14 protein-coding genes are annotated in these 23,000 nt (G+C 64.5%); 3 read left to right on the plus strand and 11 right to left on the minus strand.

Features of this window, described 5'->3' with window-relative positions:
• The first annotated feature begins 1 nt into the window (after position 1).
• Entirely contained in the window at positions 2–319 is a 318-nt protein-coding gene (locus ACIPUD_RS00305) for a polyhydroxyalkanoic acid system family protein (protein ID WP_085351913.1), read from the plus strand.
• Positions 320–322: 3 nt separating this feature from the next.
• Here the strand turns inward: ACIPUD_RS00305 and treY are convergent, their stop codons facing one another.
• The 6 genes from treY to ACIPUD_RS00335 are packed head-to-tail and all read right to left on the minus strand — an operon-like array spanning position 323 to position 14,326.
• Positions 323–3,109 (minus strand): malto-oligosyltrehalose synthase, encoded by a 2,787-nt coding sequence (gene treY / locus ACIPUD_RS00310; protein ID WP_446479967.1) that lies wholly within the window; start codon positions 3,107–3,109, stop codon positions 323–325.
• A gap of 1 nt (position 3,110) precedes the next feature.
• The gene (treZ, locus tag ACIPUD_RS00315; protein ID WP_446479968.1) at positions 3,111–4,865 is read right to left on the minus strand and encodes a malto-oligosyltrehalose trehalohydrolase; all 1,755 of its coding nucleotides are present in this window, start codon (positions 4,863–4,865) and stop codon (positions 3,111–3,113) included.
• On the minus strand, positions 4,862–6,940 hold the full coding sequence (gene glgX, locus ACIPUD_RS00320; protein ID WP_446479969.1) for a glycogen debranching protein GlgX: 2,079 nt from the start codon (positions 6,938–6,940) through the stop codon (positions 4,862–4,864). The genes treZ and glgX overlap by 4 nt, the downstream gene beginning before the upstream one ends.
• 3 nt (positions 6,941–6,943) lie before the next feature.
• Positions 6,944–9,082 carry a 1,4-alpha-glucan branching protein GlgB gene (gene glgB, locus ACIPUD_RS00325; protein WP_018454055.1) on the minus strand — a complete coding sequence of 713 codons (2,139 nt, stop codon included), beginning with the start codon at positions 9,080–9,082 and terminating at the stop codon, positions 6,944–6,946.
• Complete coding sequence (gene treS, locus ACIPUD_RS00330; protein ID WP_446479970.1) at positions 9,075–12,368, minus strand: maltose alpha-D-glucosyltransferase; 3,294 nt, start codon at positions 12,366–12,368, stop codon at positions 9,075–9,077. Before treS ends, glgB begins: the two co-directional genes overlap by 8 nt.
• 11 nt (positions 12,369–12,379) lie before the next feature.
• Complete coding sequence (locus ACIPUD_RS00335) at positions 12,380–14,326, minus strand: maltotransferase domain-containing protein (RefSeq protein WP_446479971.1); 1,947 nt, start codon at positions 14,324–14,326, stop codon at positions 12,380–12,382.
• A gap of 204 nt (positions 14,327–14,530) precedes the next feature.
• Between ACIPUD_RS00335 and malQ the strand changes: the two genes are divergently transcribed.
• Positions 14,531–16,492: a 4-alpha-glucanotransferase gene (gene malQ / locus ACIPUD_RS00340; RefSeq protein WP_446479972.1), complete on the plus strand. Its 1,962-nt coding sequence runs from the start codon at positions 14,531–14,533 to the stop codon at positions 16,490–16,492.
• A gap of 42 nt (positions 16,493–16,534) precedes the next feature.
• A complete protein-coding gene (locus ACIPUD_RS00345) occupies positions 16,535–18,337 on the plus strand; it encodes a glycoside hydrolase family 15 protein (RefSeq protein ID WP_018454059.1) in 1,803 nt (600 codons plus the stop codon).
• Between the two features lies 1 nt (position 18,338).
• Here ACIPUD_RS00345 and ACIPUD_RS00350 read toward each other — a convergent pair whose 3' ends face one another.
• From ACIPUD_RS00350 to gnd, 5 genes are read right to left on the minus strand one after another with little or no spacing between them, the layout of a single operon-like run.
• Complete coding sequence (locus tag ACIPUD_RS00350; protein ID WP_446479973.1) at positions 18,339–19,151, minus strand: HAD family hydrolase; 813 nt, start codon at positions 19,149–19,151, stop codon at positions 18,339–18,341.
• Between the two features lie 34 nt (positions 19,152–19,185).
• Positions 19,186–19,716 carry a gluconokinase gene (locus tag ACIPUD_RS00355; RefSeq protein WP_026232661.1) on the minus strand — a complete coding sequence of 177 codons (531 nt, stop codon included), beginning with the start codon at positions 19,714–19,716 and terminating at the stop codon, positions 19,186–19,188.
• On the minus strand, positions 19,703–20,455 hold the full coding sequence (gene pgl, locus ACIPUD_RS00360) for a 6-phosphogluconolactonase (protein ID WP_085351903.1): 753 nt from the start codon (positions 20,453–20,455) through the stop codon (positions 19,703–19,705). Before pgl ends, ACIPUD_RS00355 begins: the two co-directional genes overlap by 14 nt.
• Entirely contained in the window at positions 20,452–21,963 is a 1,512-nt protein-coding gene (zwf, locus tag ACIPUD_RS00365; RefSeq protein ID WP_018454061.1) for a glucose-6-phosphate dehydrogenase, read from the minus strand. The genes pgl and zwf overlap by 4 nt, the downstream gene beginning before the upstream one ends.
• A 28-nt stretch (positions 21,964–21,991) precedes the next feature.
• Entirely contained in the window at positions 21,992–22,990 is a 999-nt protein-coding gene (gene gnd, locus ACIPUD_RS00370) for a phosphogluconate dehydrogenase (NAD(+)-dependent, decarboxylating) (protein ID WP_446479974.1), read from the minus strand.
• Positions 22,991–23,000 lie beyond the last annotated feature (10 nt).

Below are 23,000 nucleotides of genomic sequence, written 5' to 3' on the forward strand. Positions count from 1 at the left end.
CATGTCAGCACCGCTTGTCGTCTCCATTCCCCACCGCTTGGGCCGCGAGGAGGCGGTGCGCCGGCTCAAGACTGGGCTAGGCCGCGCTGCGGCGAGCATTCCCGTGATGCAGGTCGAGGAGGAGAGCTGGAGCGGCGACAGCATGAATTTCCGCATCCGCGCGCTCGGGCAGATCGCGACGGGGCAGGTCGACGTCGCCGACGACCATGTCAAGGTGCAGGTGGTGCTGCCCTGGCTATTGCAGCGCTTTGCGGAGATGGCGCAGGCCACGATTCGCAAGCGCGGCCAGCTGCTGTTGGGCAAGGACGGGAAAAGCTAGCGTTCAAGCGCGGGTGCGCTGTCGCACCGGCTTCGCCGCGCCCGCTGGGCGCGCGGGGATGACCGAAGCGGGAAAACCGCGAAGCGCCTGCGCGAGCGGCAGATCGTTGCCGGCGAAACCCGGCACATTATAGCCCGTGACGTCAATAGTGGCGTCGGCCCCATCGAACGCCGGCCATTCGCGGCCTGCTTGCGTGAAAGGTGCGAACTGGCGCCCGACCACGACGATCGCCGCAGCCCGGCCGTGGCGGCGGGCAAACGCTACGACATGGTCGGCATGTGCGCCCCGCACCTGAAGCGGCTGGTAGTCACCTCGCGCGAAGACGTCGGGCAGCTCGTTGCGCAGCTTGAGCAGGTGCCGCGTCCAGGCCAGCTTGAGCTGACCGTCCGGCCAGCTCTTGATTAGGTGATTCCAATCCGGATTCTCCAGCCTGCCCAGCGCCGCATGTCGCGCGGAAAAATCCACCGGGCGGCGGTTGTCGGGATCGACCAGCGACAGGTCCCAGAATTCGGTGCCTTGGTAGAAGTCGGGTACGCCCGGCAATGTCGCCTTGAGCGTGAGCTGGCTCAGCGCGTTCAGCGCGCCGAGCAGCGCGACGCGGCGAGCCAGCGTGTTCAGCGCCTCCAGGAATTCGCCTGATTGCGCGGGATCGAGGATCTTCGCAATGAAGCTCTTGACGCCGTTCTCATAGACCTCGTGCGGGTTGAGCCAGCTGGTCTCCTCCTTGCCCTCGCGCGCGGCCTTGAGCGCGTAGGCCTGGATACGCGCGACGAAACCGGCATCGGCCGGCTCCTGGAGGGAGCAGGCGCCGAGCAGCGTCTGGTAGAGCATGTATTCGAACGTTGCCGACGGAGCGCGCAGATTGCCGTCGAGCGCGAGGTGCGGCGCGTTCAGGACTTTCCAGCGTGCCACGGCGCTGGTCCATTCGCCGGGAATTTCACTTAAGGCAGCAATCCGCGCGCGGGCGTCCTCGCCACGTTTGGTGTCGTGCGTGGCGGTCGCCGTCATCCCTTGCGGCCATTCCCTGGCGCGGGCCTGCATGGTCTCGTGGAAAGCGGGAATGGTGAGGCCCTTGCTCGCGGGATCGCCGCCGACTTCGTTCAGGGCGAGCAGCCGGTGGAATTGATAGAAAGCGGTGTCCTCCAACGACTTCGCCATCATCGGCCCGGTGAATTGCTGCACCTTCAGCGCAAAGCGGCGCACCCGCGGGGCGCTGTGCGGGGGACGACCGGGCTTGAGCAGGTCCATGGTGAGGGCGTCGCGCAGGAAGTCGAAAATGCCTTCGTCCGCGGCGAACCATTCCCGGCGAGCGTGCTCGATGGTGTTGTCGATCAGCTTACGATCGTTCGCCGTTGGCGCGCTTGTCGTCAAATAGGTGCGGTACACCGGGAAATGCAGCACATAGAGCTCGAGCGCCTGCCGCAGGCTGTCAGCGGAAAAGTCGCGGGTCGAGTAGTGCCCGTTGGCGATGCGCGCAAGCAGGCGCGTCAGAACCGTGAATTCGCTGGTCAGCAGCGTCTCCAGCACGCGCCGTTTGGCGTCCTTGACGTAAGGCGCGAGCCGCGGCGGCCGGTTGCTGATCTGCCGCCAGGTCTCGTCCATGGCCTCCAGCCCCTTGGCGTCGACCAGAACGTGAGTGATGGCGTTCATCCACTCATAGCCGGTGGTGCCCTGGACGCCGGCGAAATGCGGCAGGCGCTCGTGCTCGCACAGGATTTTCTCGATCACCGTATAGAACGGCTTTGTGGTGCCCTGAGCGTCGCGCACCAGCCGGCGCAGCCGCTGGCAATATTGCGCGGGATCGCGCAGGCCGTCGATATGATCGAGCCGGATGCCTTGCAGTTTGCCGTCGGCAATGAGTTGCTTCACCAGCCGGTGCGTGGCGGCGAACGTGCCGGGATCCTCGACGCGCATGCCGGCGAGCCCGTTGACGTCGAAGAAACGTCGATAGTTAATGTCGCTGGAGGCAAGCCGCCAGTGCCCCAGCTTGTAGTGCTGGCGCTCCAGCAAATGATGCAGCGCCAGCGTCTGCGCGGGACGGTCCTTGGCCGCGCGATAGGCGCCGAGGCCGCGCCCGATGATATCGGCGCTGCCTGCGATCTCCCTGAGCTCCGCCTTGAAGCCGGGTGCTTCCTTGCGGTTGGGGCGGCGCAGTCCCGTGTAGCGCGCCGCGAGCGACAGCAGGCGCTTGCCCGTCTCGGTCTCGGCGGCGTCGGCGTCCTTCACGATCATCCGCAGCACCTCGCCATAGCGCTCCGGCGCGATCGGCAATCGATGTTCGAAATACCAGGCGGAAAAACTACCTTCGTTGGGATCGTAGCGCAGCTCGATATCGCCGCTCTCGAGCGCTTCGCCATAGGACGCTCCGAGGATCGGCAGCAGCACGCCGCCGCGGGCGCGGAAGGCCAGTTGATCCCAGTCGATATCGAAGGAGACGGCGTGCGGCGAGGCCTGGCCCCATTCCAGCACGTCCAGCCACCAAGGATTGTCGGCGAAGTGCACGCCGACATGGTTCGGTACGAAGTCGATGATGAGGCCGAGGTCGTGTCGCGTCAGCGCCTCGCTCAGCCGCGCGAAGCCGGCCTCGCCGCCGAGCTCCGGATTGAACTGGCTGTGGTCGACGGTGTCATAGCCGTGCGTCGAGCCCTTGCGGGCCTTCATCACCGGCGAGGTGTAGAGATGCGTGATTCCCAGCGCCTTCAGGTAGGGCACCACCGCGGCGGCCTTGTCGAAGTCGAAATCCGCGGTGAGCTGAAGCCGGTAGGTTGCGAGAGGAATGGCTGGAGCCATCTCAACCTCCGAGGCGCCAGACCACCGACCAGCGCGCAAGCCGGTCGCCGGCCGCGCCGCCCCAGATCAGGGTCCCCACACCGGCGTCGGAACACGCGATGTCCTTGTCGGAGAGATTGGCCACGAGGCGCAACGTCGCGCCATCTCCCATGTGCCAATGTGCGGTGAGCAGGCCGCTATCGGCCACGGCGGCATCACCGAAGCGCGCACCTTTCAGTCGTGGCGCGATCTCCTTGTGGCGGAGTGCGAGCAGCTCCCGCACCAGCGCGAGACGCGCATCCTGCTCCGGCGTGTGGTCGGTCCAGTCGAGCACGGCCGATTGCAGTGTTGCCGGATCGAGCGGGTCGGGCACCTCGTCGCCGTACTTTTCATAGGCCCAGGCGTATTCCTGCCTGCGCCCCTTGCGGACGGCATCAGCCAGTCCGCCCTGGAAGTCGCAGAAGAACGGGAAGGGCGCGATGGAGCCCCACTCCTCGCCCTGGAACAGCATCGGCACCATCGGTGCGAGCAGGGTCACCGCGAGTGCGGCTTCGATCTGCTCGGGCGATGCCAGGCTTTCGAGCCGGTCGCCAAGCGGCCGGTTGCCGATCTGGTCGTGGTTCTGCAGGAAGTTGACGAAGGTTGCCGGCGGCAGCTCGCCGCTGTTCTCGCCCCGCGGCTTCTTGCCCCAGAATTCCGAGATCTCGCCCTGATAGACGAAGCCGGAGGCGAGCGCGCGTGCGAGATCGAGCCGCGGCGTTTGATAGTCCGCATAATAGCCGGCGAGCTCGCCCGTCAGCATCACGTGCCAGACGTGGTGGTAGTCGTCGTTCCACTGGCCGCGATATTTGCCGTTCGGAGGCTCCTGCGCCGCGTCGAGCAGGCTCGCGCGGTTGTCGCCGTTCTCCAGCACGAGATGGATATGGCGCTCCGTCGCCTTGGCAAGCTCGCCCGCGGCGACGCTAAGGTCTTGCAGCATCGATTGCTCGCCGGGGACCGCCATGATGTGATTGGCGGCATCGAGCCTCAGGCCGTCGAAGCGATAGTCGCTGAGCCACGACAGCGCGTTCTCGACGGCAAAAGCGCGAACCTGCGGCACGCGATAATCGATCGCACTGCCCCATGGCGTGTGCGCGTCGGTGAAGAAGGCCGGCGCGTAGCGGCCGAGGTAATTTCCCTCGGGGCCGAAATGATTGTAGACGACGTCGAGGAACACCATCAGCCCGCGCAGATGGGCTTCGTCGATCAGCGTCTTCAATTCATCGGGATGACCATAGGCGCTGTCGGGCGCGTACCACAGCACGCCATCATAACCCCAGCCGCGGCGACCGGCGAAGTCAGCCAGCGGCATCAGTTCGATCGCGGTGATGCCGGTCGCGACGAGATGATCGAGCTTGTCGATCATCGCACGATAGGTGCCTTCCGCAGTGAAGGTGCCGACATGCGTCTCGATCAGCACCGTCTCTTCCCAGGGGCGGCCGCGCCAATCGGATGCGCGCCAGTCGAAGGCGTCATGATCGATCACCTCGCTCGGGCCGAACACGTCGTCGGGTTGGAATGCAGACGCCGGATCGGGCACGTCGATCTCGTCATCGATCCTGAATTTGTAGTTGCTGCCGACGGGCAGATTGGCAATCTCGGCGACATACCAGCCATCCTGCCGGCGCTGCATCGCGTGTCGTCTGTCGAGCAGGAGATCGACACGGCGCGCGGCAGGCGCCCACAGCCGGAACGATACGCCGTCCCTCGTCGGCCTCGCCCCGAAGGATGGCCTCATAGCGCCCCCGCGAAAGCGAGCACGGAGCGCGGCGGCGCCTTGCTGTCGCTCCCGGGCTGGAAGTCGATCGTATTCAGCTTGGCGTCGGTCGTGTTCAGGATCTGCTGCCAGCTCTTGTATTCAGTCATTTTTGGCAATTTGAATGCGATCTCTTCGGGGGCTGCGTTGAGTACGATAAAGATCGCGGCGCTGCCCGGTTCCATCGGCCCCATCACATAGGAGAGGAACCGCCCTTCCGGGAATTTCCAGTCGCTTTCCGTCATTTCGTCGCCGGCCGGCGTCAGCCACAGCGCGCCATAGGAGATGCCGTCCTTGGGGCGGCCGTCGAGCCAGCGATGGCTGCGAAGCTGCGAGAACCGGCGGCGGATATCGGCGAGTTCGGCGACAAAACCGACCATGTCGTCGCCGTCCTTGCCGAGATTGTCCCAGCCGACCCAGCCCACCTCGTTGTCCTGGCAATAGGCGTTGTTGTTGCCTGATTGCGAATTCCCGACCTCGTCGCCTGCGAGGATCAGCGGAATGCCCTGCGCCAGCATGAGGCAGGCCAGTACGTTCTTGCGAAGCTGCCGGCGCAAGCTGACGATTTGGGGATCGTCGGTCGGACCCTCGACACCGCAATTGTTGCTGTGGTTGTCGTTGGAGCCGTCGCGATTGTCCTCGCCATTGGCCTCGTTATGCTTCTCGTTGTAGCTGAAGAGATCGGTCAGGGTGAAGCCGTCATGCACGGTGATGTGGTTGATGCTGGCGCGCGGCCGCCGTCCGTCGTGGTTGAACAGGTCGGAGGACGCCGTCATGCGGCTGGAGATATCGCCGATCAGGCTGCCTTCGCCGCTCCAGTAGCGGCGCATGGCGCTGCGGTAACGGTCGTTCCACTCCGACCATTGCGAGGGAAATGCGCCCACCTGATAGCCGCCAAGGCCGAGATCCCAGGGTTCGGCGACGAGCTTGACGCTCGCCAGCACCGGGTCCTGGCGGATCGCGGTCAGGAACGAGCTGCCTCGATCATAACCGTTCGGTCCGCGGGCCAGCGTGGTGGCGAGGTCGAAACGGAAGCCGTCGACGTGGCAGACCTCGACCCAGTAGCGCAGTGAATCCATCACCATCTGCAGCACGCGCGGGTGGGTGAGGTTCACCGACGAGCCGCAGCCGGTAAAATCGTCGTAGTAGCGCGGGTTTTCGCGGTTCAGCCAGTAATAGGAGGCGTTGTCGATGCCGCGATAGCACAGCGTCGGACCGAGATGATTGCCCTCGGCGGTGTGATTGTAGACGACGTCGAGCATCACCTCGATGCCGGCATCGTGCAGACGTGCGATCGTGGTGCGGAAGGAATCGAGAGCGTTGTCCTGGGCGTAGCGCTGCTCGGGCGCGAAGAAGGACAGGGTGTTATAGCCCCAGTAGTTGACGAGCTTCTTCTCCACCAAGATGCGGTCGTCGACGAAGCTGTGCACCGGCAGAAGCTCTACCGTGGTGACGCCGAGCTTCTTCAGGTGCTCGATCATCGCGGGCGAGGACAGGCCGCCATAGGTGCCGCGCAAATTCGGCGGCACGTCGTCGCGCTTCTGTGTCAGTCCCTTGACGTGGGCCTCGTAGATGATGGTATCTTCCCAGGGAATGTTGGGCCGGATCTCGCGGCGGCCCCAGTTGAAGGTCTCGTCGACGACGACGGCCTTCGGCATGCCGCGCGCGTTGTCGCGCCGGTCGAACGACAGGTCTTCGCGCGGGCTTCCGGTGCGATAGGCGAAATGCGCGTCACTCCAGACCAGCCGCCCGGAAAGCCGCTTGGCATAGGGGTCTAGCACGAGCTTGTTGGCATTGAAGCGGTGGCCGTGCTCCGGCTCGTAGGGGCCATGCACGCGGTAGCCGTAGAGCTGGCCGGGCGAGACGTCGTTGAGATAGCCGTGCCAGACATCCTCGGTGCGCTCCGGCAGCTCGACGCGCTCGAGTTCGCGGCGGCCCTGCATGTCGAACAGGCACAGCTCGACCTTCTGCGCGTTGGCGGAGAACAGCGCGAAATTGGTGCCGCGTCCGTCCCAGCTTGCGCCGAGGCGTGCGGGCGATCCAGCAGTCAGGCGCATCGTTCAGCTTTCCGGAACGAGGAAGATCGCGGCGAGCGGCGGAATGGTGAGGCGGAGCTCGCCATTGACGGCGTGGACTTCGCCGATGTTGCCGACATTGCTGCCGCCGTAATGGGCGGAGTCCGAGTTGAACACTTCCTTCCACTTGCCACCGAACGGCGCGCGAACGCGGTAATTGCGATAGACATTGGGTGAGAAGTTGACGATCACCATGCACCGGGCGTGCTCGTCAAATCCCTTGCGCAGCCAGGCGAACACGTTGCGGTTGGCGTCGTCGGTGATCAGCCATTCGAAGCCGGCCTGCTCGCAGTCCATCTGGTGCAGGGCGGGCACCGCGCGATAGAGCCGGTTGAGATCGCGGATCAACGCCTGGATGCCTGAATGGGGCTTGTACTCGAGCAAGTGCCAGTCGAGCGATTGGTCGTGATTCCATTCTCGGCTTTGCGCGATCTCGGCGCCCATGAACAGCAGCTTCTTGCCGGGATGGCCGAACATGAAGCTGTAATAGGCGCGCAAATTCGCGAAGCGCTGCCATTCGTCGCCGGGCATGCGCCCGAGGATAGAGCGCTTGCCGTGCACGACTTCGTCGTGCGACAGCGGCAGGACGAAGTTCTCCGAGAAGGCGTAGTGCAGGCCGAACAGGATGTCGCCGTGATGATGCTTGCGGTGGATCGGGTCCTTGCTGATGTAGTTCAGCGTGTCGTGCATCCAGCCCATATTCCACTTGTAGCCGAAGCCGAGCCCTCCGAATTCGACCGGGCGCGAGACCTGCGGCCAGGCGGTGGACTCTTCGGCGGCCGTGGTCGCCTGCGGGAAACGCGCGAACAGCTCGGTGTTGAAGCGGCGCAGGAATGCGATCGCCTCGATGTTCTCCCGGCCGCCATGCTGGTTCGGAATCCACGCCCCGGGCGGACGGCTGTAGTCGAGGTAGAGCATGGATGCGACGGCATCGACTCGCAGTCCGTCGATCGCGTAGCGCTCGAGCCAGAACAGCGCGTTCGAGACCAGGAAGTTCGTCACTTCGGTGCGGCCGTAATTGTAGATCAGCGTGCCCCAATCGAGATGCCGGCCCTGGAGCGGATTGGCGTGCTCGTACAGCGCTGTGCCGTCGAAGCTGCCGAGCCCGTGCGGATCGTCCGGGAAGTGGCCGGGCACCCAGTCGAGCAGCACGCCGACGCCCTCGCGGTGGCAGGCATCGACCAGCGCGGCAAAATCCTCCGGCGTGCCGAAGCGGCTGGTCGGCGCATACAGCCCGGTCGGCTGATAGCCCCACGAGCCGTCGAAAGGATGCTCGCTGACGGGGAGGAATTCGAGATGGGTGAAGCCCATGTCGCGGGCGTAGGCCGGCAGCTGCTCGGCCAGCTCGCGATAGGTCAGCCATTCATTGCCGTTCTTGCGCCGCCATGAGCCGAGATGGACCTCGTAGATCGACATCGGCGCGGACAACGCGTTGATGCCGTCGGGCGCCGGTCGCGGCCGGGGCAGATGTGCTTCGTCGAACACGATAGAAGCGGTCTTCGGGCGCACCTCGCTTGCAAAAGCCATCGGATCGGACTTCAGCGGAAGCAGATGGCCATGCGGTCCGATAATTTCGAACTTGTAGTGGTCGCCGGCCTTGGCGTGCGGGATGAACAATTCCCAATAACCCGCGCCGCGCACCCGCATCGGATGGCGCCGTCCGTCCCAAAAATTGAAATCGCCGACCACGGAGACGCGCCGGGCGTTGGGCGCCAGCACCACGAAGCCGATGCCATCGATGCCTTCGAGCCGCATCGGATGCGCGCCGAGCTTGTCGTAAAGGCGCTGGTGGGTGCCTTCGCCAAGCAGATAGAGGTCGAAATCGGTCAGGATCGGCGGAAAGCGATAGGTGTCCTCGAATTCGATGACGTTGTCGCCGAACTTCGCGCGGAGCTGGTAGTGCTTCGCGCCGTTCGGCAGAGCTCCGATGAACAGGCCGGCATCATGGACGCGATCGAGCTTCGCCACCTCGCCGTGCTCGCCCACCGCCTCGACGTTGGAAGCATCGGGAAGAAACGCGCGCACCACGCTCTTGTCGCCCTCGGGATGCAGCCCGAGATAGTGGAACGGATCGGAGTGGCGACCCTCGATGATCGCATAGGCCTCGGCAGGGAGTTTAGGCATGGGCTTCGCTCTCGATACTGGACAGAATGCGAAGCAGTCCGGACAGCGGCGCATGGAGCCCCTCAGGCCGGTGGGACAGCTCGTACTCTACTTCCTCGAACGCTTGATCAAGCAGGAAAAACCTTAACAGGCCAGCCGCAGATTGCGGATCTTCCGGCCACAGCCGCCGATCGGTCATGGCTTCGCGGTAGGCGGTGAGGAACGTCGCGGTGGTGCGCTCGCGCCATTCGTCGAGCGCAGCCGTGAGACGGCCCTGTTCGTCGGAGGCGCCCGTGAGCGCGCGGTGAAGCGCCGCGTTAACCGAAAGATCAATCGAGCGGATCAGGCCGGCAACGTCACGCGCCGCAGGCAGCTTGCGCCGCTTGTCGGCCAGCGGCAAACGCGGATCTCCGTCGAAGTCGATGATGAAGATATCGTCCTTCACGATCAGAGTTTGCCCGAGGCGGAAATCGCCATGATGACGGATGTTCAACCCGCCGAGCTCGGAAGGTAAGAGCGCGTTGAGCCGGCCGGACAGGATCGCGCGCTCCGCGGCGAGCTGATTGATCAGCGGTCGGTCCACCTCCCGCAGGCGGTCGGTGCTGGCGGCCAGCCGCTCGAAAACCCGCTCGGCCCGTGTCTCGAGCTCGGATGACCAGCGCTTGACGTGTGCGGAGCCAATGGGCTCCGGCGCGAGATCTCCGGGCTTTGCAGCGGCCAGAGCCACATGCAGCTCGGCGAGCCGTCGGCCGATCTGCGCAATGAAGTGCAGATAGGGCGCTTGCTCCTGGGTCTCGCGGGGCATCTCGCCCGGTGGCAGCACCCGTTGCTCGTCGATATAGCGGTCGAGATAGCCCGCGGTGACGCCCCAGCCGTCGCCCTGATTCTCGACATAGGCGTGCAGCACGCCGACTGCGCTGCGACGGTCGTCTTCGACCAGCTCGACGCTGCCGAGCAGTGCCGGCGTATTGGCAAAGCGGGCGATCTCGGTGAGGTAGGAGCCGATCTCGATCTCGGGATTGATGCCGGCTTCGAGCTGGCGATAGATCTTGGCGACATACTGGTTGTCGACCAGCGCGGTGCTGTTCGACTGCTCGATCGTGCGGATGCGTTCGGGCTCCTTGATGGTGTACTCGGCAAACCGGCTGGTCGCCTTGAACTCCAGCCGCAGATTGTTTTCTTCCACCACCAGATTCTGCGACAGATTGCGCAGGAACAGGCCGATGAAGATCTGCTCGGTTGCCACGTCCAGCAGCGTGCCTTCGCGGGCCCCCTGACGCACGGCGGCGAGCGCCCTGGGATTGAAACGTTCGCGGTCGAAGCGCACCCATTCGATCTGCATCGGCAGCACGTAGCGCGTGGTGACGTCGCCCTGCGCGGCCTCGAAGAATGCGATCCAGGGCCTGTTGTCGCCGATGTCGCAGAACGGTACTGCCGAGGTCAGCGTCGGCTTGATGTGCTTGGGATTGTGCTCCGGATACCATCGCGTGCGCGACAGGAATCCCGGCAGCACCTCGTGCTCGAACACGCCGCGCTCGCGCGCCAGCGACACCCAGGTCGAGTTCACCGGCACCACCAGCGTCTCGAATTCGGGCACTGCGCGCGGCGTCACCGGCTCGGACTTGTCGCGCTCGGTGAGCTGGAACCAGTAGAAGCCATAGGGCCCCAGCGTGACCATGTAGGGCAGTTCGCCGATCGCCGGAAAACGCGTGCGGCCGAGCATCTCCTGCGGGATGCGGTCCTTCCAGGGCGACAGATCGAGCTCGGTCGCCTGGGCCGCGCGCGACAGATTGGCGACGCAGAGGATCACCTCGTCGCGGTACTGCCGGACATAGGCCAGCACGGCGCGGTTGGCCGGGCGGATGAAGGTCATGGTGCCGCGGCCGAAGGCGAGCGTCGATTTGCGCACCGAGATCAGACGCTTGGTCGCGCTGAGCAGCGAGGACAGGCTGCGCGACTGCGCCTCCACGTTCACCGATTCATAGCCGTAGACCGGATCCATGATCAGCGGCGCATAGAGGCGGGCCGGGTCGCAGCGCGAGAAGCCGCCGTTGCGGTCCGGGCTCCACTGCATCGGCGTGCGCACGCCGTTGCGGTCGCCGAGATAGATGTTGTCGCCCATCCCGATCTCGTCGCCGTAGTAGATGATCGGCGTGCCGGGGAAGGACAGCAGCAGCGAGTTCATCAGCTCGATCTTGCGCCGGTCGTTGTCCATCAGCGGCGCGAGGCGCCGGCGGATGCCGACATTGATGCGGGCGCGCGGATCGTTGGCGTAGGTGGTCCACAGATAGTCGCGCTCGACGTCGGTCACCATCTCCAGCGTCAGCTCGTCATGGTTGCGCAGGAACAGCGCCCATTGGCAGCTCGCCGGAATATCCGGCGTCTGGCGCAGGATGTCGGTGATCGGGAAACGGTCCTCCTGGGCGATCGCCATGTAGATGCGCGGCATCAGCGGGAAGTGGTAGGCCATGTGGCACTCGTCGCCGCGGCCGAAATATTCCTGCACGTCCTCCGGCCATTGATTGGCCTCGGCCAGCAGCAGCTTGCCCTTGGAGTAGGAATCCAGCTCGTGGCGGAGCCGCTTGATGATGGCATGCGTCTCGGGGAGGTTCTCGTTCGAGGTGCCTTCGCGCTCGCAGAGATAGGGAATGGCGTCCAGACGGAAGCCGTCGACGCCGGCATCCAGCCAGCGCTTCATCACCTGGATCAGCGCGCTGACGACGCGGGGATTGTCGAAATTGAGGTCCGGCTGGTGCGAGAAGAAGCGGTGCCAATAAAACGCCCCGGCCTCGTGATCCCAGGTCCAGTTCGACTTCTCCGTGTCGGTGAAGATGATGCGGGTGCCCTGGTATTTCTGGTCGGTGTCGCTCCAGACATACCAGTTGCGGGCGCTCGAGCCTGCCGGGCTGCGGCGAGCACGCTTGAACCAATTGTGCTGGTCCGAGGTGTGGTTGACGACGAGCTCGGTGATGACGCGCAAGCCTCGCTTCTGCGCCTCCTGGATGAAGCGCTTGAAATCCTTCATCGTCCCGAAATCGGGATTGACGGAACCGTAGTCGGCGATGTCGTAGCCGTCGTCGCGGCCGGGCGAGGGATAGAACGGCAGCAGCCAGAGCGCGGTGACGCCGAGCTCCTGGAGATAGGGCAGCTTCTCGGTCAGCCCGGCGAAGTCGCCGATGCCGTCATTGTTGCTATCGGCAAACGCCTTGACGTGAAGCTGATAGATAATGGCGTCCTTGTACCAGAGCTCGTCCACGATCTCGGCAGCCTCGGCTTTCTTGGTGTCGACGGAAGACAATACGTTCATGGCGTGCGCCCTTACGCCAGGCAGCGGAACAGCAGCGCCGGATCGCGCTCGGGATCGATACGCAATTTGATCCCGCCCCATTCGATGCGGGCCTGTTCGCCGGTGAGGAGGTTTTCGAGTGCCGACACATGGTGTCGCTGCCCGCCGGCGTCAACCATGACGTCGCCGAGCGGCAACCAGAATTCGCGCACGTGGCACGAGAGCGCAACCACGGCCACGACGATGTTGGCCGGGTCGGTCGCTTCCTTGACGAAGGCGATCGTCTCGCCCTCTTCGATGCCGAGGAAGCGCAGGTTCGCCGTCCGCTGAAGCGCAGCATTCTCGCTGCGGATGCGATTGAGCTCCGTGATGTAGGCCTTGATGTTGCCGGGCTTGTTCCAGTCGCGCTGCTTGATCTGGTATTTCTCGGAGTTGAGATATTCCTCGCGGCCGGGGATCGCGTCGTGCTCCAGCAGCTCGAACCCGCTGTAGACGCCGTAATTGCCGGACAGCGTCGCCGCCAGCGCGACGCGCGATTTGAACGCCCATGTCTCGCCGCCCTGGAGATGATAGGGCAAAAGATCGGGCGTATTCACGAACAGGTTCGGCCGATAGAAGTCACGTTCGGGATAGCGCGTCAGCTCGCCGAGATATTGCTCCAGCTCCCACTTCGCCGTGCGCCAGGGGAAATAGCTGAACGATTGCGCAAAGCCGAGCTTGGCGAGGCCCTTCATCAGCTTCGGGCGCGCGAACGTCTTGGAAAACAGGATCACCTCGGGATGCCGGCGGCGGATGTCACGGATCAGCCACTCCCAGAAGGCGAGCGGCGCGGTGTCGTGATTGTCGATGGCGAAGATGGTGACGCCGTGGTCGATCCAGAACAGCATGGCGTCGCGAAACGCGTTCCACAGTCCAGCCCGGTCGACGGACGCGAAATCGGGGATGACGATATCGGAATAGGGCCCGTCAGCCGTCCGCACCGACCGATCCGGGCGCCATTTGAACCATTCCGGATGCTGCGTCAGCCACGGGTGGTCCGGCGAGCATTGCACGGCGAAGTCGAGCGCGAGTTCGAGGCCGTATTCCAGGCAGGTCGCGACCAGCGCGCGAAAATCCTCGATCGTGCCGAGTTCGGGGTGCAGCGCGTCGTGCCCGCCCTCGATGGCGCCGATCGCATAAGGCGAGCCGGGATCGCCGTCGCCCGCCACCGGCATGTTGTTGCGGCCCTTGCGCCGGGTGCGGCCAATAGGATGGATCGGCGTGAAGTACAGCACGTCAAAGCCCATCGCGGCGATGTCGGGCACGCGCGCGATGCAGTCGCGGAGCGTGCCATGCTGTCCTGGCACCACGCTCTGGCTGCGCGGCATCATCTGATACCAGGCGCCGAAGCGTGCCTTGTCGCGGTCGACGAACAGTGGGAATAGCGCCGAGCGCGTGAGATCAGGCCGCAACTGGCTCTCGGCCATGGCTGCGCCGAGCTCGGTTGCCAGCAGCGGGGCAACGTCGCCGGTCTGAAGATAGTCCTCGCATCGCCTGACGATGACGGCGGCGGCGTCCTGCTGCGCGCCATGCGCCTTGGTCAAAAGGCCGGCGCCCTCGATCGCATCGAGCGTGACGTCGGCACCGGAGCGCTGCTTGCGCGCGACCGCGTGCGACCAGGTGGCGAATTCGTCGGTCCAGGCTTCGATCGCATAGACATATTTGCCGGGCTCGACGGGTGTGAACGCGCCGGACCAGCGGTCATTGCCGTGAGGGATCATCGGCTCGCTCTGCCATTCGCGGTCCTGCTCCTGTCGCCAGATCAGCGCTGCGCCGATCACGGCGTCGCCGTCCCGGTAGATGTCGGCCCAGACCTCGACCGGTTCGCGCGCGATCCGCTTCACGGGGAAGCGCCCGCCGTCGATCAGGGGATAGACGTCCTCGATGAGGAAAGTGCTGCCGGCTGCGGCACTCTCGACAGTTTGAATTGTCTTGTTCACGGTGATGCCATTGACAAGAAAGCAGGAGCCCGTTTCCCTTGCCGGGAACCTACGCTTGATACCACTATAGAAAGCCGCTTGTGTGTCATTGGTTCCCTGGGGAACGGCAGGCGCGGCTCGCGAGTTAACCCTGACTAACCTCTTCCGCGACCTCGTTAAAATCGATGCCCCCGGCCACAAAATGGCCTGCAAGCTGCGTGCCGAATGGATCTTTTAGCTCAAGCCCGGATCAAGGGCGTTCAATCCGAATTCGTCGATGCCCTCGGAAAGCTGCGGGTCACCGATCCCGTGGCCCTCAAATCCATCCTCGACGCCTTGCCGGAAAAGCGGGTTTACCGCTTCGTCAGCGGGCCTGTGGTGGTACGCGCCTTGGGCCATCCGCGCACCGAATTGGTGACGATCGGTGCGCCGCCGCTCAAATGGAAGATGACCGGCAACGGCAATTTGATCGCGCAAGGTGAGACGCGCGAGCCCGTGATTGCCTGGCCGGCCGGCCTGCCGCTCGGCTATCACCGGCTGACGCTGACGGATGCCGGAGGCGTGACGGAAGAGGTGCCGATGATCGTGGCGCCGGAGCGGGCCTTCGGCGGCGATTTCGACCGGGGCTGGCTGCTTGCCGTGCAGCTCTACAGCGTCCGCTCGGACCGCAATTGGGGCATCGGCGATTTCACCGACCTCGCCGGTCTGGTCCGGCTCGCGAAGCAGTTGGGCGCCGACGGCGTCGGGCTCAATCCCCTGCATGTGTTGTTCGATGACCATCCGGCCGATTGCAGCCCCTATTCGCCGAACAGCCGGCTGTTTCTCAATCCGCTCTATATCGACGTCGAGGCGATCCCGGAATTTTCCCCCGACCTCGTCCCCGATGCGGCCGCGACCGCCGCGCGGCTCCGCGACGGTGATCGTGTGCCCTATCCGGACATGGCGGCCTTGAAATGGTTGGCCTTGCGTGCCGCCTTCGACAGCTTCGTGAAAACCGCGAGCGGCGTCCGCCGCAACCAGTTCGACGCCTTCCGGGCGGCTCGCGCGCCGCTGTTGTCCCGTTTTGCCTGCTTCGAGGTGCTACGCCATCGCTTTGCGGCGCCGTGGTGGGAATGGCCGCAGGAATGGCAAAAGCCGGATGAGACGAAATGCGCCGAGCTGCGCAACGGCCCGGACAAGCACGAGGTCGAGTTCGTCGAATTCGTGCAATGGACCGCCGATAGCCAGTTGCATGCGGCCAAGGAGCTGGCCGGCCAGCTCGGCATGCGGGTCGGGCTCTATCTTGACGTTGCCGTCGGCGTGCAGTCGAACGGCTTCGATGCTTGGAACGAGCAGGAGGCGATTTCTCGTCATCTCGCCGTCGGCGCGCCGCCGGACGTGCTCAATACCATTGGCCAGGATTGGGGCTTGGCCGGCTTCAATGCCGGCGGCCTGGAGGCGCAATCCTTCGTGCCATTCGCCGATATGCTCGCGGCTTCGATGCGCCATTCCGGAGCCATCCGTCTCGATCACGTGCTCGGCTTGAAGCGGCTTTATCTGGTGCCGCGCGGCTTCAAGCCCGACAACGGCGCCTATGTGCAGATGCCGTTCGAGGCGCTGCTGGCGACCGTGGCGCGGGAGAGCGCTGCCCATAAGTGCATCGTCATCGGCGAGGACCTCGGCACGGTGCCGGAAGGTTTTCGCGAGACCATGCAGGATTTCGGCATCTGGTCCTACCTCGTCATGATGTTCGAGCGCGACGATGCCGGTCACTTCCGGCCCGTCGATCACTACCGGCCCAACGCGCTGGTGACGTTGAACACGCATGATCTGTCGACCTATGCCGGCTGGCGCTCTTTCAGCGATCTCAAGATGAAGCGCTCGCTCGGGCTCGATCCCGGCGAGAACGATCAGGCCCGCTGGGATGCGCTCGGCCTGCTCGACGAGATCCTGCGTGCCAACGGCATCCGTGCCAATGATGTCTATTCGGTGCTCGCCTTCCTGTCGCGCACGCCGTCGCGGCTGCTTGCGGTGTCGCTGGAGGATCTGCTCGGCGTGATCGACCAGCCCAACATTCCCGGTACGATTGACGAGCATCCGAACTGGCGCCAGCGCCTGCCTGTGACGCTCGACAAGATCATTTCGAAGGTCGATGTCGCAGCCTTGAAGGCCGCGACACGGGAACGCTCGTTACCCGGCGGGCGTTGATCGCCGGGGTCTCCGGACGTCGTTTTCGAGGCTCGCACGACATTGTCTCAGAGGATTGAAGATTATGCGCTGATCGGCGACTGCGAGACCGCGGCGCTGGTCGGCCGCAACGGCTCGATCGACTGGCTGTGCTGGCCGGCCTTCGATTCCGATGCCTGCTTTGCCGCGCTCCTCGGCACGCACAAGAACGGCCGCTGGCTGATCGCGCCGAGCGAGGACGTCACCGCGACGTCGCGCCGCTATCTCGGCGACACCCTCATCCTCGAAACGCGCTTTGAGACTGACGGCGGCACCGTTGCGCTGATCGACTTCATGCCGCCGCGCGGCAAGGCCTCCGACATCGTGCGGCTGGTCCGCGGTGTCAGCGGCACGGTGAAGATGCGGATGGAACTCGTCATCCGCTTCGGCTTCGGCGTCGACATCCCGTGGGTGCGGCGGATCGACCATTCCCTGCTGGCGGTCGCCGGGCAGGACATGACCGTGCTGCGGACACCGGCCAAGACCCGAGGCGAGGATCTGACCACGGTTTCCGATTTCGAGGTGAAGGCCGGCGAGACCGTGCCGTTCGTGCTGACCTACGGCCCCTCGCATCTCGAGCCGCCCGCGCCAATCGATCCGGAGGTCGCACTCAAGGAGACCGAGAAATTCTGGCAGGACTGGTGCAGCCACTGCAATCGCGATGGCGACTATCGCGACCTGATCGTGCGCTCGCTGATCACACTCAAGGCGCTGACCTTCGCTCCGACCGGCGGCATCGTCGCGGCGCCGACCACCTCGTTGCCGGAGAAGCTCGGCGGCGCCAGGAATTGGGACTACCGCTTCTGCTGGCTGCGCGATGCCACCTTCACGCTGCTGGCGCTGATGAACTCGGGTTACACCGAGGAAGCCTCGGCCTGGCACAATTGGCTGTTGCGTGCGGCGGCAGGCTCACCGGCGAACATGCAGATCATGTACGGCATCTGGGGCCAGCGGCGGCTGCTGGAATGGGAGGCCGGTTGGCTCGATGGCTACGAGGGCGCACAGCCGGTGCGCGTCGGCAATGCCGCGCATGCGCAGCTCCAGCTCGACGTCTACGGCGAACTGATCGACGCCTTCCACCAATCGCGGATGGCCAAGCTCAAGCTCGACGACGAGAGCTGGGCGCTGGAATGCGCCGTGCTCAAGCATCTCGCCGAAGTCTGGGACCAGCCCGATCACGGCATCTGGGAGCGGCGCGGGCAGCCGAAGCACTATGTCTTCTCCAAGGTGATGACCTGGGTCGCCTTCGACCGCGGCATCAAGAGCGCCGAGACCTTCGGCTTCAAGGCGCCGCTGCTGCACTGGCGCACCTTGCGCGACGCCATTCATCGCGACGTCTGCAACCGCGGCTTCGACGCGGAGGAGAATGCCTTCGTGGAGTCCTACGGCTCGAAGCTGCTCGATGCCAGCGTGCTGCTGCTGCCGTCCGTTGGCTTCCTGGAAGCGTCGGATCCGCGCATTCGCGGCACCATCGCGGCGATGGAAAAGCACATGATGCCTGACGGCTTTGTGCTGCGGCACGATCCGCGCGAAGTGTCCGAGGAGAAGCAGCCGATCGAGGGCGCCTTCCTCGCCTGCAGCCTGTGGCTGGCCGATGCCCATGTACTGGCGGGCGATCTCGACAAGGCGCAAGCCTTGTTCGATCGCGTGGTCGGTGTCGCGAATGATGTGGGACTGCTAGCCGAGGAATATGATTCAGGCGCCAGGCGTCAGACCGGCAATTTCCCGCAGGCGCTGACTCATATCGCGCTGGTCAACACCGCGCATAACCTGTCGGCCGCAAGGCAGGGCAGCAAGAAGCCTGCGATGCAGCGGTCGAAGCAGTGACCTAGGCGACCTCGTTCCGCTTCAAAATCATCTCCATCGCTTCCGCAAAACCGTCGTGCTCGTTGGTCGCGGTGACGTGGGTGGCTTGGTCCTTGACGTTGTCGGCCGCATTGCCCATTGCGATCGAAACGCCGCTGACGCGAAACATCGCGAGGTCGTTCTGCATGTCGCCGATCGTGGCGACCGCGTCCGTTGAAATGCCGAGGCGCTTGGCCATGGCTTGCACGAATGTGCCCTTGTCGAAGCCGGGCGGGGTGATGTCGAGGTAATAGGTCTGCGAGCGCACCGCCATCGCCTCGCTGCCGAGCGCCTTCTGCATCGCCTTCTCGCAAGCTTCGAGGCCGGCTGCATCGGCGCTGGCCCCGACGATCTTGCAGGCGCTCGCGAGATACGGCGAGAAATCCGTCACGATGGTCGGGTCGGAGCGGATGGTGTGCTGCTCATGTGCCACGTATTGGCCATCAGGCTTGTCGATCAGCCATTTGTCGGTGGTGAACAGCCAGATGTCGGCGCCGAAGTCCCGCAGAATTTGCAAGCTTCGCTCGGCCGCCGCGGCGGGGATGAGATGCTGTTCGACCGGATTCATCTCGGGGTCGACGATCGAGGAGCCGTTGAACGGGCCGACCGGCAGCCAGAGCGCCAGCGGTTCGATCAGGAAACGCATGCCGATCGCGGGGCGGCTCGACGTAATCGTGAAGCCGATGCCGGCCTGGTGCAGACGCTGAACCACGGACCTCGCGCGGTCGGTCAGCGTCTTGTCCTTGGTCAGCAGCGTACCGTCGACGTCGGAGACGACGAGCGAGATTTTTGTCATGACGGTCCCTTGGGTGTTTCTTGGGTGTTTGGCCTCAGCGTTTCGCGCCGCCCAGTTTCAACTGCCGCACCGCGCCGTCTACGATCGCTTCCACGGATTCGTCGATCGAGACTGTGATCACGTGCTCGCCAGCCTCCGGCGGCTCCAGCGTGTTGAACTGGCTCGTCAGCAGGCCGGGCGGCATGAAGTGCCCCTTACGTTGCGCGAGGCGAGCGGCGATCAGCTCCTTCGTCCCCCTCAGGAAGATGAAGCGGACGTCGTCGCGTCCGCGCAGGAGCACGTCCCGATAAGTATGCTTCAGCGCCGAGCAGGCGATGATGACGTGCTCGCCCTTGTCACAGACCCTCGCGATCTCGTCGGCAATGGCGTTGAGCCAGGGCCAGCGGTCCTCGTCGGTGAGGGGATGGCCGGCCCGCATCTTCTCGACATTGCTGGCGGGATGAAAGCTGTCGCCGTCCTCGAAACGCCAGCCGAGGCGCTCGCCGAGCGCTTTTGCAACCGTGCTCTTGCCCGAGCCCGACACGCCCATCACGATCAATGCACAAGGTGCTTCAACGCCGGCCACGAATTCCCTCCGGAAGCGCGGCCTGGTCGACCAGCCAGACGGTCTCGCCATTCGAGCGCGCGCGTACAGCCGGCAGAGTCTCGCCATTGAGCAGGCGCGTCAAGATCGGCTGCTTGTCGTGCCCCGCTATCTCGAACAGCATTTCGCGGCAGGACGCCAGTGCGGGCAGGGTGAGCGAGACCCGCGGCACGAAGGGGGCAACATTGGCCTTGGGGACGCCGACCACCCAGCGTCCCGTCTCCTCGATCGCGGGGTAGCCCGGGAAGAGCGAAGCCGTGTGGCCGTCCGGCCCCGCGCCCATCAAGACCATGTCGAACAGCGGCCGTGCCGGATCCAGGCTTTCCGCGCCGTAGAAAGACTGCAGCTCGCGCGCATAGGCCTCGGCGCTCTGATCAGGGTCGTCAGCCGTCGTCGGGATCGGGTGAACATGGCCGGAGGGCGCGTTGCGATCGAGAAAGGTCGCGCGCGCGACCGCCATGTTGTTGAGGGGATCGCTTTCGGGCACGAAGCGCTCGTCACCGATGAACCAGTGCACGCGCTCCCACGGGATTTTTTCGCGCCAGGCCTCGCTGCCCAGCAGCTGGTAGAGCCTCTTTGGGCTGGAGCCGCCGGTCAGGCAGATCGCAATGCGCCCGGGATTGGCCGCGATTCGCGCCATCACCCGTCCGGCCGCGGTCCGCGCGAGAGCCTCGGCGTCGGCCTCGACGATCAGCTTCGGCTGTCCGGCCGTCGCGGTCACGAAAATTTACGCCAGCTTCGGCCGTCGCGGCGGAGCAATTCATCGGCGCAGGCGGGGCCGTCGCTGCCGGCTTGATAGGTCTCGATGCCGTTGCTGCCCGCGTTCTTCCAGGCGTCAAGGAACGGCTGCACCGCCTCCCATCCGGCTTCGATGCCGTCGGCACGCTGGAACAGGATGTTGTCGCCGATCATGCAGTCGTAGATCAGCGTCTCGTAGCCGGTCGAGGGATCGGCCCGGAAATAGTCGCCATAGCGGAACTTCATCTCGACGCCGTCGATGGTGACGCTCGGCCCCGGGATCTTGGCGTTGAACTGGAGCTCGATGGTCTCGGTCGGTGCGATGCCGATCGTGAGGAAGTTCTGAGAGAGACGATCGACAGCCGTGCCTGAGAACATCGACAGCGGCGCCTGCTTGAACTTGATCGCGACCTCGGTGCGCTTGTGGCCGAGCGCCTTGCCGGTGCGCAAATAGAACGGCACGCCGGCCCAGCGCCAATTGTCGATCATCAGCTTCAGCGCGACATAGGTCTCGGTAGTGCTGCCGGGTTTGACGTCCTCGGTCTTGCGATAGTCCGGGATCTCATCGTCGCCGATGCGCCCTGCGAGATATTGGGCGCGCACCGAGCTCTTCAGCGCTTCCTCTTCGCTCGGGCGCTGAATCGAGGTCAGAATCTCGGCCTTCTCGGAGCGCACGGAATGGGCGTCGAAACGCGCCGGCGGCTCCATCGCGACCAGCGACATCAGCTGGAACAGGTGGTTCGGCACCATGTCGCGTAGCGCGCCGGTGGCGTCGTAAAAGCCGCCGCGATGGCCGACGCCGAGCTTTTCCTCCACGGTGATCTGGATGTGATCGATATGGTTGCGATTCCAGATCGGCTCGAACATGCCGTTGGCAAAGCGCAGCACCAGGATGTTCTGCACCGTCTCCTTGCCGAGATAGTGATCGATCCGGTAGATCTGGTGCTCGTCCATGATCTTCAGCAGCTCGCCATTCAGCGCGCGCGCCGAGGCGAGGTCGGTGCCGAACGGCTTTTCGATCACCAGGCGCCGCCACGCCCCGTTCTCCTTCATCATGCCGGTGCGGCCGAGCTCGCGCGCGGTCGGCGCGAACGCAGCCGGCGGGGTCGCGAGGTAGAACAGCCGGTTGCCGCCGGTGTCCTGCGCGCATTCCAGGGAATCCAGATGCTCGCGCAGGCGATCAAAGGATGGCGGATCCTTTGCGTCGGCTTCGACGAAGGTCACGCATTCCAGCAGCTTCTTGGCAATGTCGTCGTCCACCGGCCGGGTCGCGAACTGGCGCAAGCCCTTCAACAGGCTGTCGCGCAGCTCGTTGTCCGACTGGCCCCGGCGGGCGACGCCGACGACGCAGAACTTTTCCGGTAACAGATGCTCGGCCGCCAGATTGTAGAGCGATGGCATCACCAGCCGATGGGTGAGGTCGCCGGTGACACCAAAGATGACGAAGGCGCAATTTTCCGGCTTGCGCTTGGCTTGCGGGTCTTTTGTCACGAACTATTGGCCTTCGCTCTGCTAATTGCTATTTCGGCTTCGAAGCTGCCGGCTGCTTCGGCTCCTTGTGGCCGCCGAAGCCGGCTCGCATCGCTGAGAGAATTTTCTCGGCGAAAGTGTGTTCCTTGCGGGAACGGAAACGTGCGAACAGCGCCGCGGTCAGGACTTCGGCCGGCACGGCCTCGTCGATCGCCGCGTTCACGGTCCAGCGTCCTTCGCCGGAATCCTCCACGAAACCCGAATACTCCGCCAGTGCAGGGCTATCCGCGAGCGCGGTCGAGGTAAGGTCGAGCAGCCAGGACGGGATCACGCTGCCACGCCGCCACACCTCGGCGATATCGGCGAGATCAAATTCGTAACGATGATCCACCGGCAAGGCCTCGATGTTGGCGTTCTTGAGGATATCAAAACCTTCGGCGTAGGCCTGCATCAGGCCGTATTCGATACCGTTGTGGATCATCTTGACGAAATGACCGGCGCCGACGGGGCCGGCATGGATGTAGCCCTGCTCGATGCGGGGATCGCGCCCCTCACGTCCCTCCGTGCGCGGAATGTCGCCGGCGCCGGGCGCGAGCGCGGCGAAGATCGGATCGAGCCGATCGACCACCTGTTTCTCGCCGCCGATCATCATGCAATAGCCGCGGTCGAGGCCCCAGACGCCGCCGGAGGTGCCGACGTCGACATAGTGGATGCCGCGCTCCTTCAGCGCCTTGCCGCGGCGGACGTCGTCCTGCCAGAACGTGTTGCCGCCGTCGATGATGACGTCGCCTTCCTGCATCGCGCCCGCGATCGTGTCGATCGTGGTCTCGGTGATGTGGCCGGCCGGCAGCATCACCCAGGCCGTGCGCGGCCGCTCCAGTTTCGCAATGAACTCTTCGAGCGTCGCCGAGCCGACCGCGCCGTCTGCCGCAATGCCGGCGACGGCCTTGGCGTCCTTGTCGTAGACCACGGTCGAATGTCCGTGGCGCATCAGGCGGCGAACGATGTTGCCGCCCATCCGGCCGAGGCCGATCATGCCGAGTTGCATTTGAGGAATT

It is taken from the genome of Bradyrhizobium sp. CAR08 (assembly GCF_052871955.1).

Bases quoted from the DNA above. Each gene is read 5' to 3' on its own strand.
- ACIPUD_RS00305 (WP_085351913.1), top strand. From the start codon at position 2: ATGTCAGCACCGCTTGTCGTCTCCATTCCCCACCGCTTGGGCCGCGAG.
- treY (WP_446479967.1), bottom strand. From the start codon at position 3,109: ATGGCTCCAGCCATTCCTCTCGCAACCTACCGGCTTCAGCTCACCGCG.
- treZ (WP_446479968.1), bottom strand. From the start codon at position 4,865: ATGAGGCCATCCTTCGGGGCGAGGCCGACGAGGGACGGCGTATCGTTC.
- glgX (WP_446479969.1), bottom strand. From the start codon at position 6,940: ATGCGCCTGACTGCTGGATCGCCCGCACGCCTCGGCGCAAGCTGGGAC.
- glgB (WP_018454055.1), bottom strand. From the start codon at position 9,082: ATGCCTAAACTCCCTGCCGAGGCCTATGCGATCATCGAGGGTCGCCAC.
- treS (WP_446479970.1), bottom strand. From the start codon at position 12,368: ATGAACGTATTGTCTTCCGTCGACACCAAGAAAGCCGAGGCTGCCGAG.
- malQ (WP_446479972.1), top strand. From the start codon at position 14,531: ATGGATCTTTTAGCTCAAGCCCGGATCAAGGGCGTTCAATCCGAATTC.
- ACIPUD_RS00350 (WP_446479973.1), bottom strand. From the start codon at position 19,151: ATGACAAAAATCTCGCTCGTCGTCTCCGACGTCGACGGTACGCTGCTG.
- gnd (WP_446479974.1), bottom strand. From the start codon at position 22,990: ATGCAACTCGGCATGATCGGCCTCGGCCGGATGGGCGGCAACATCGTT.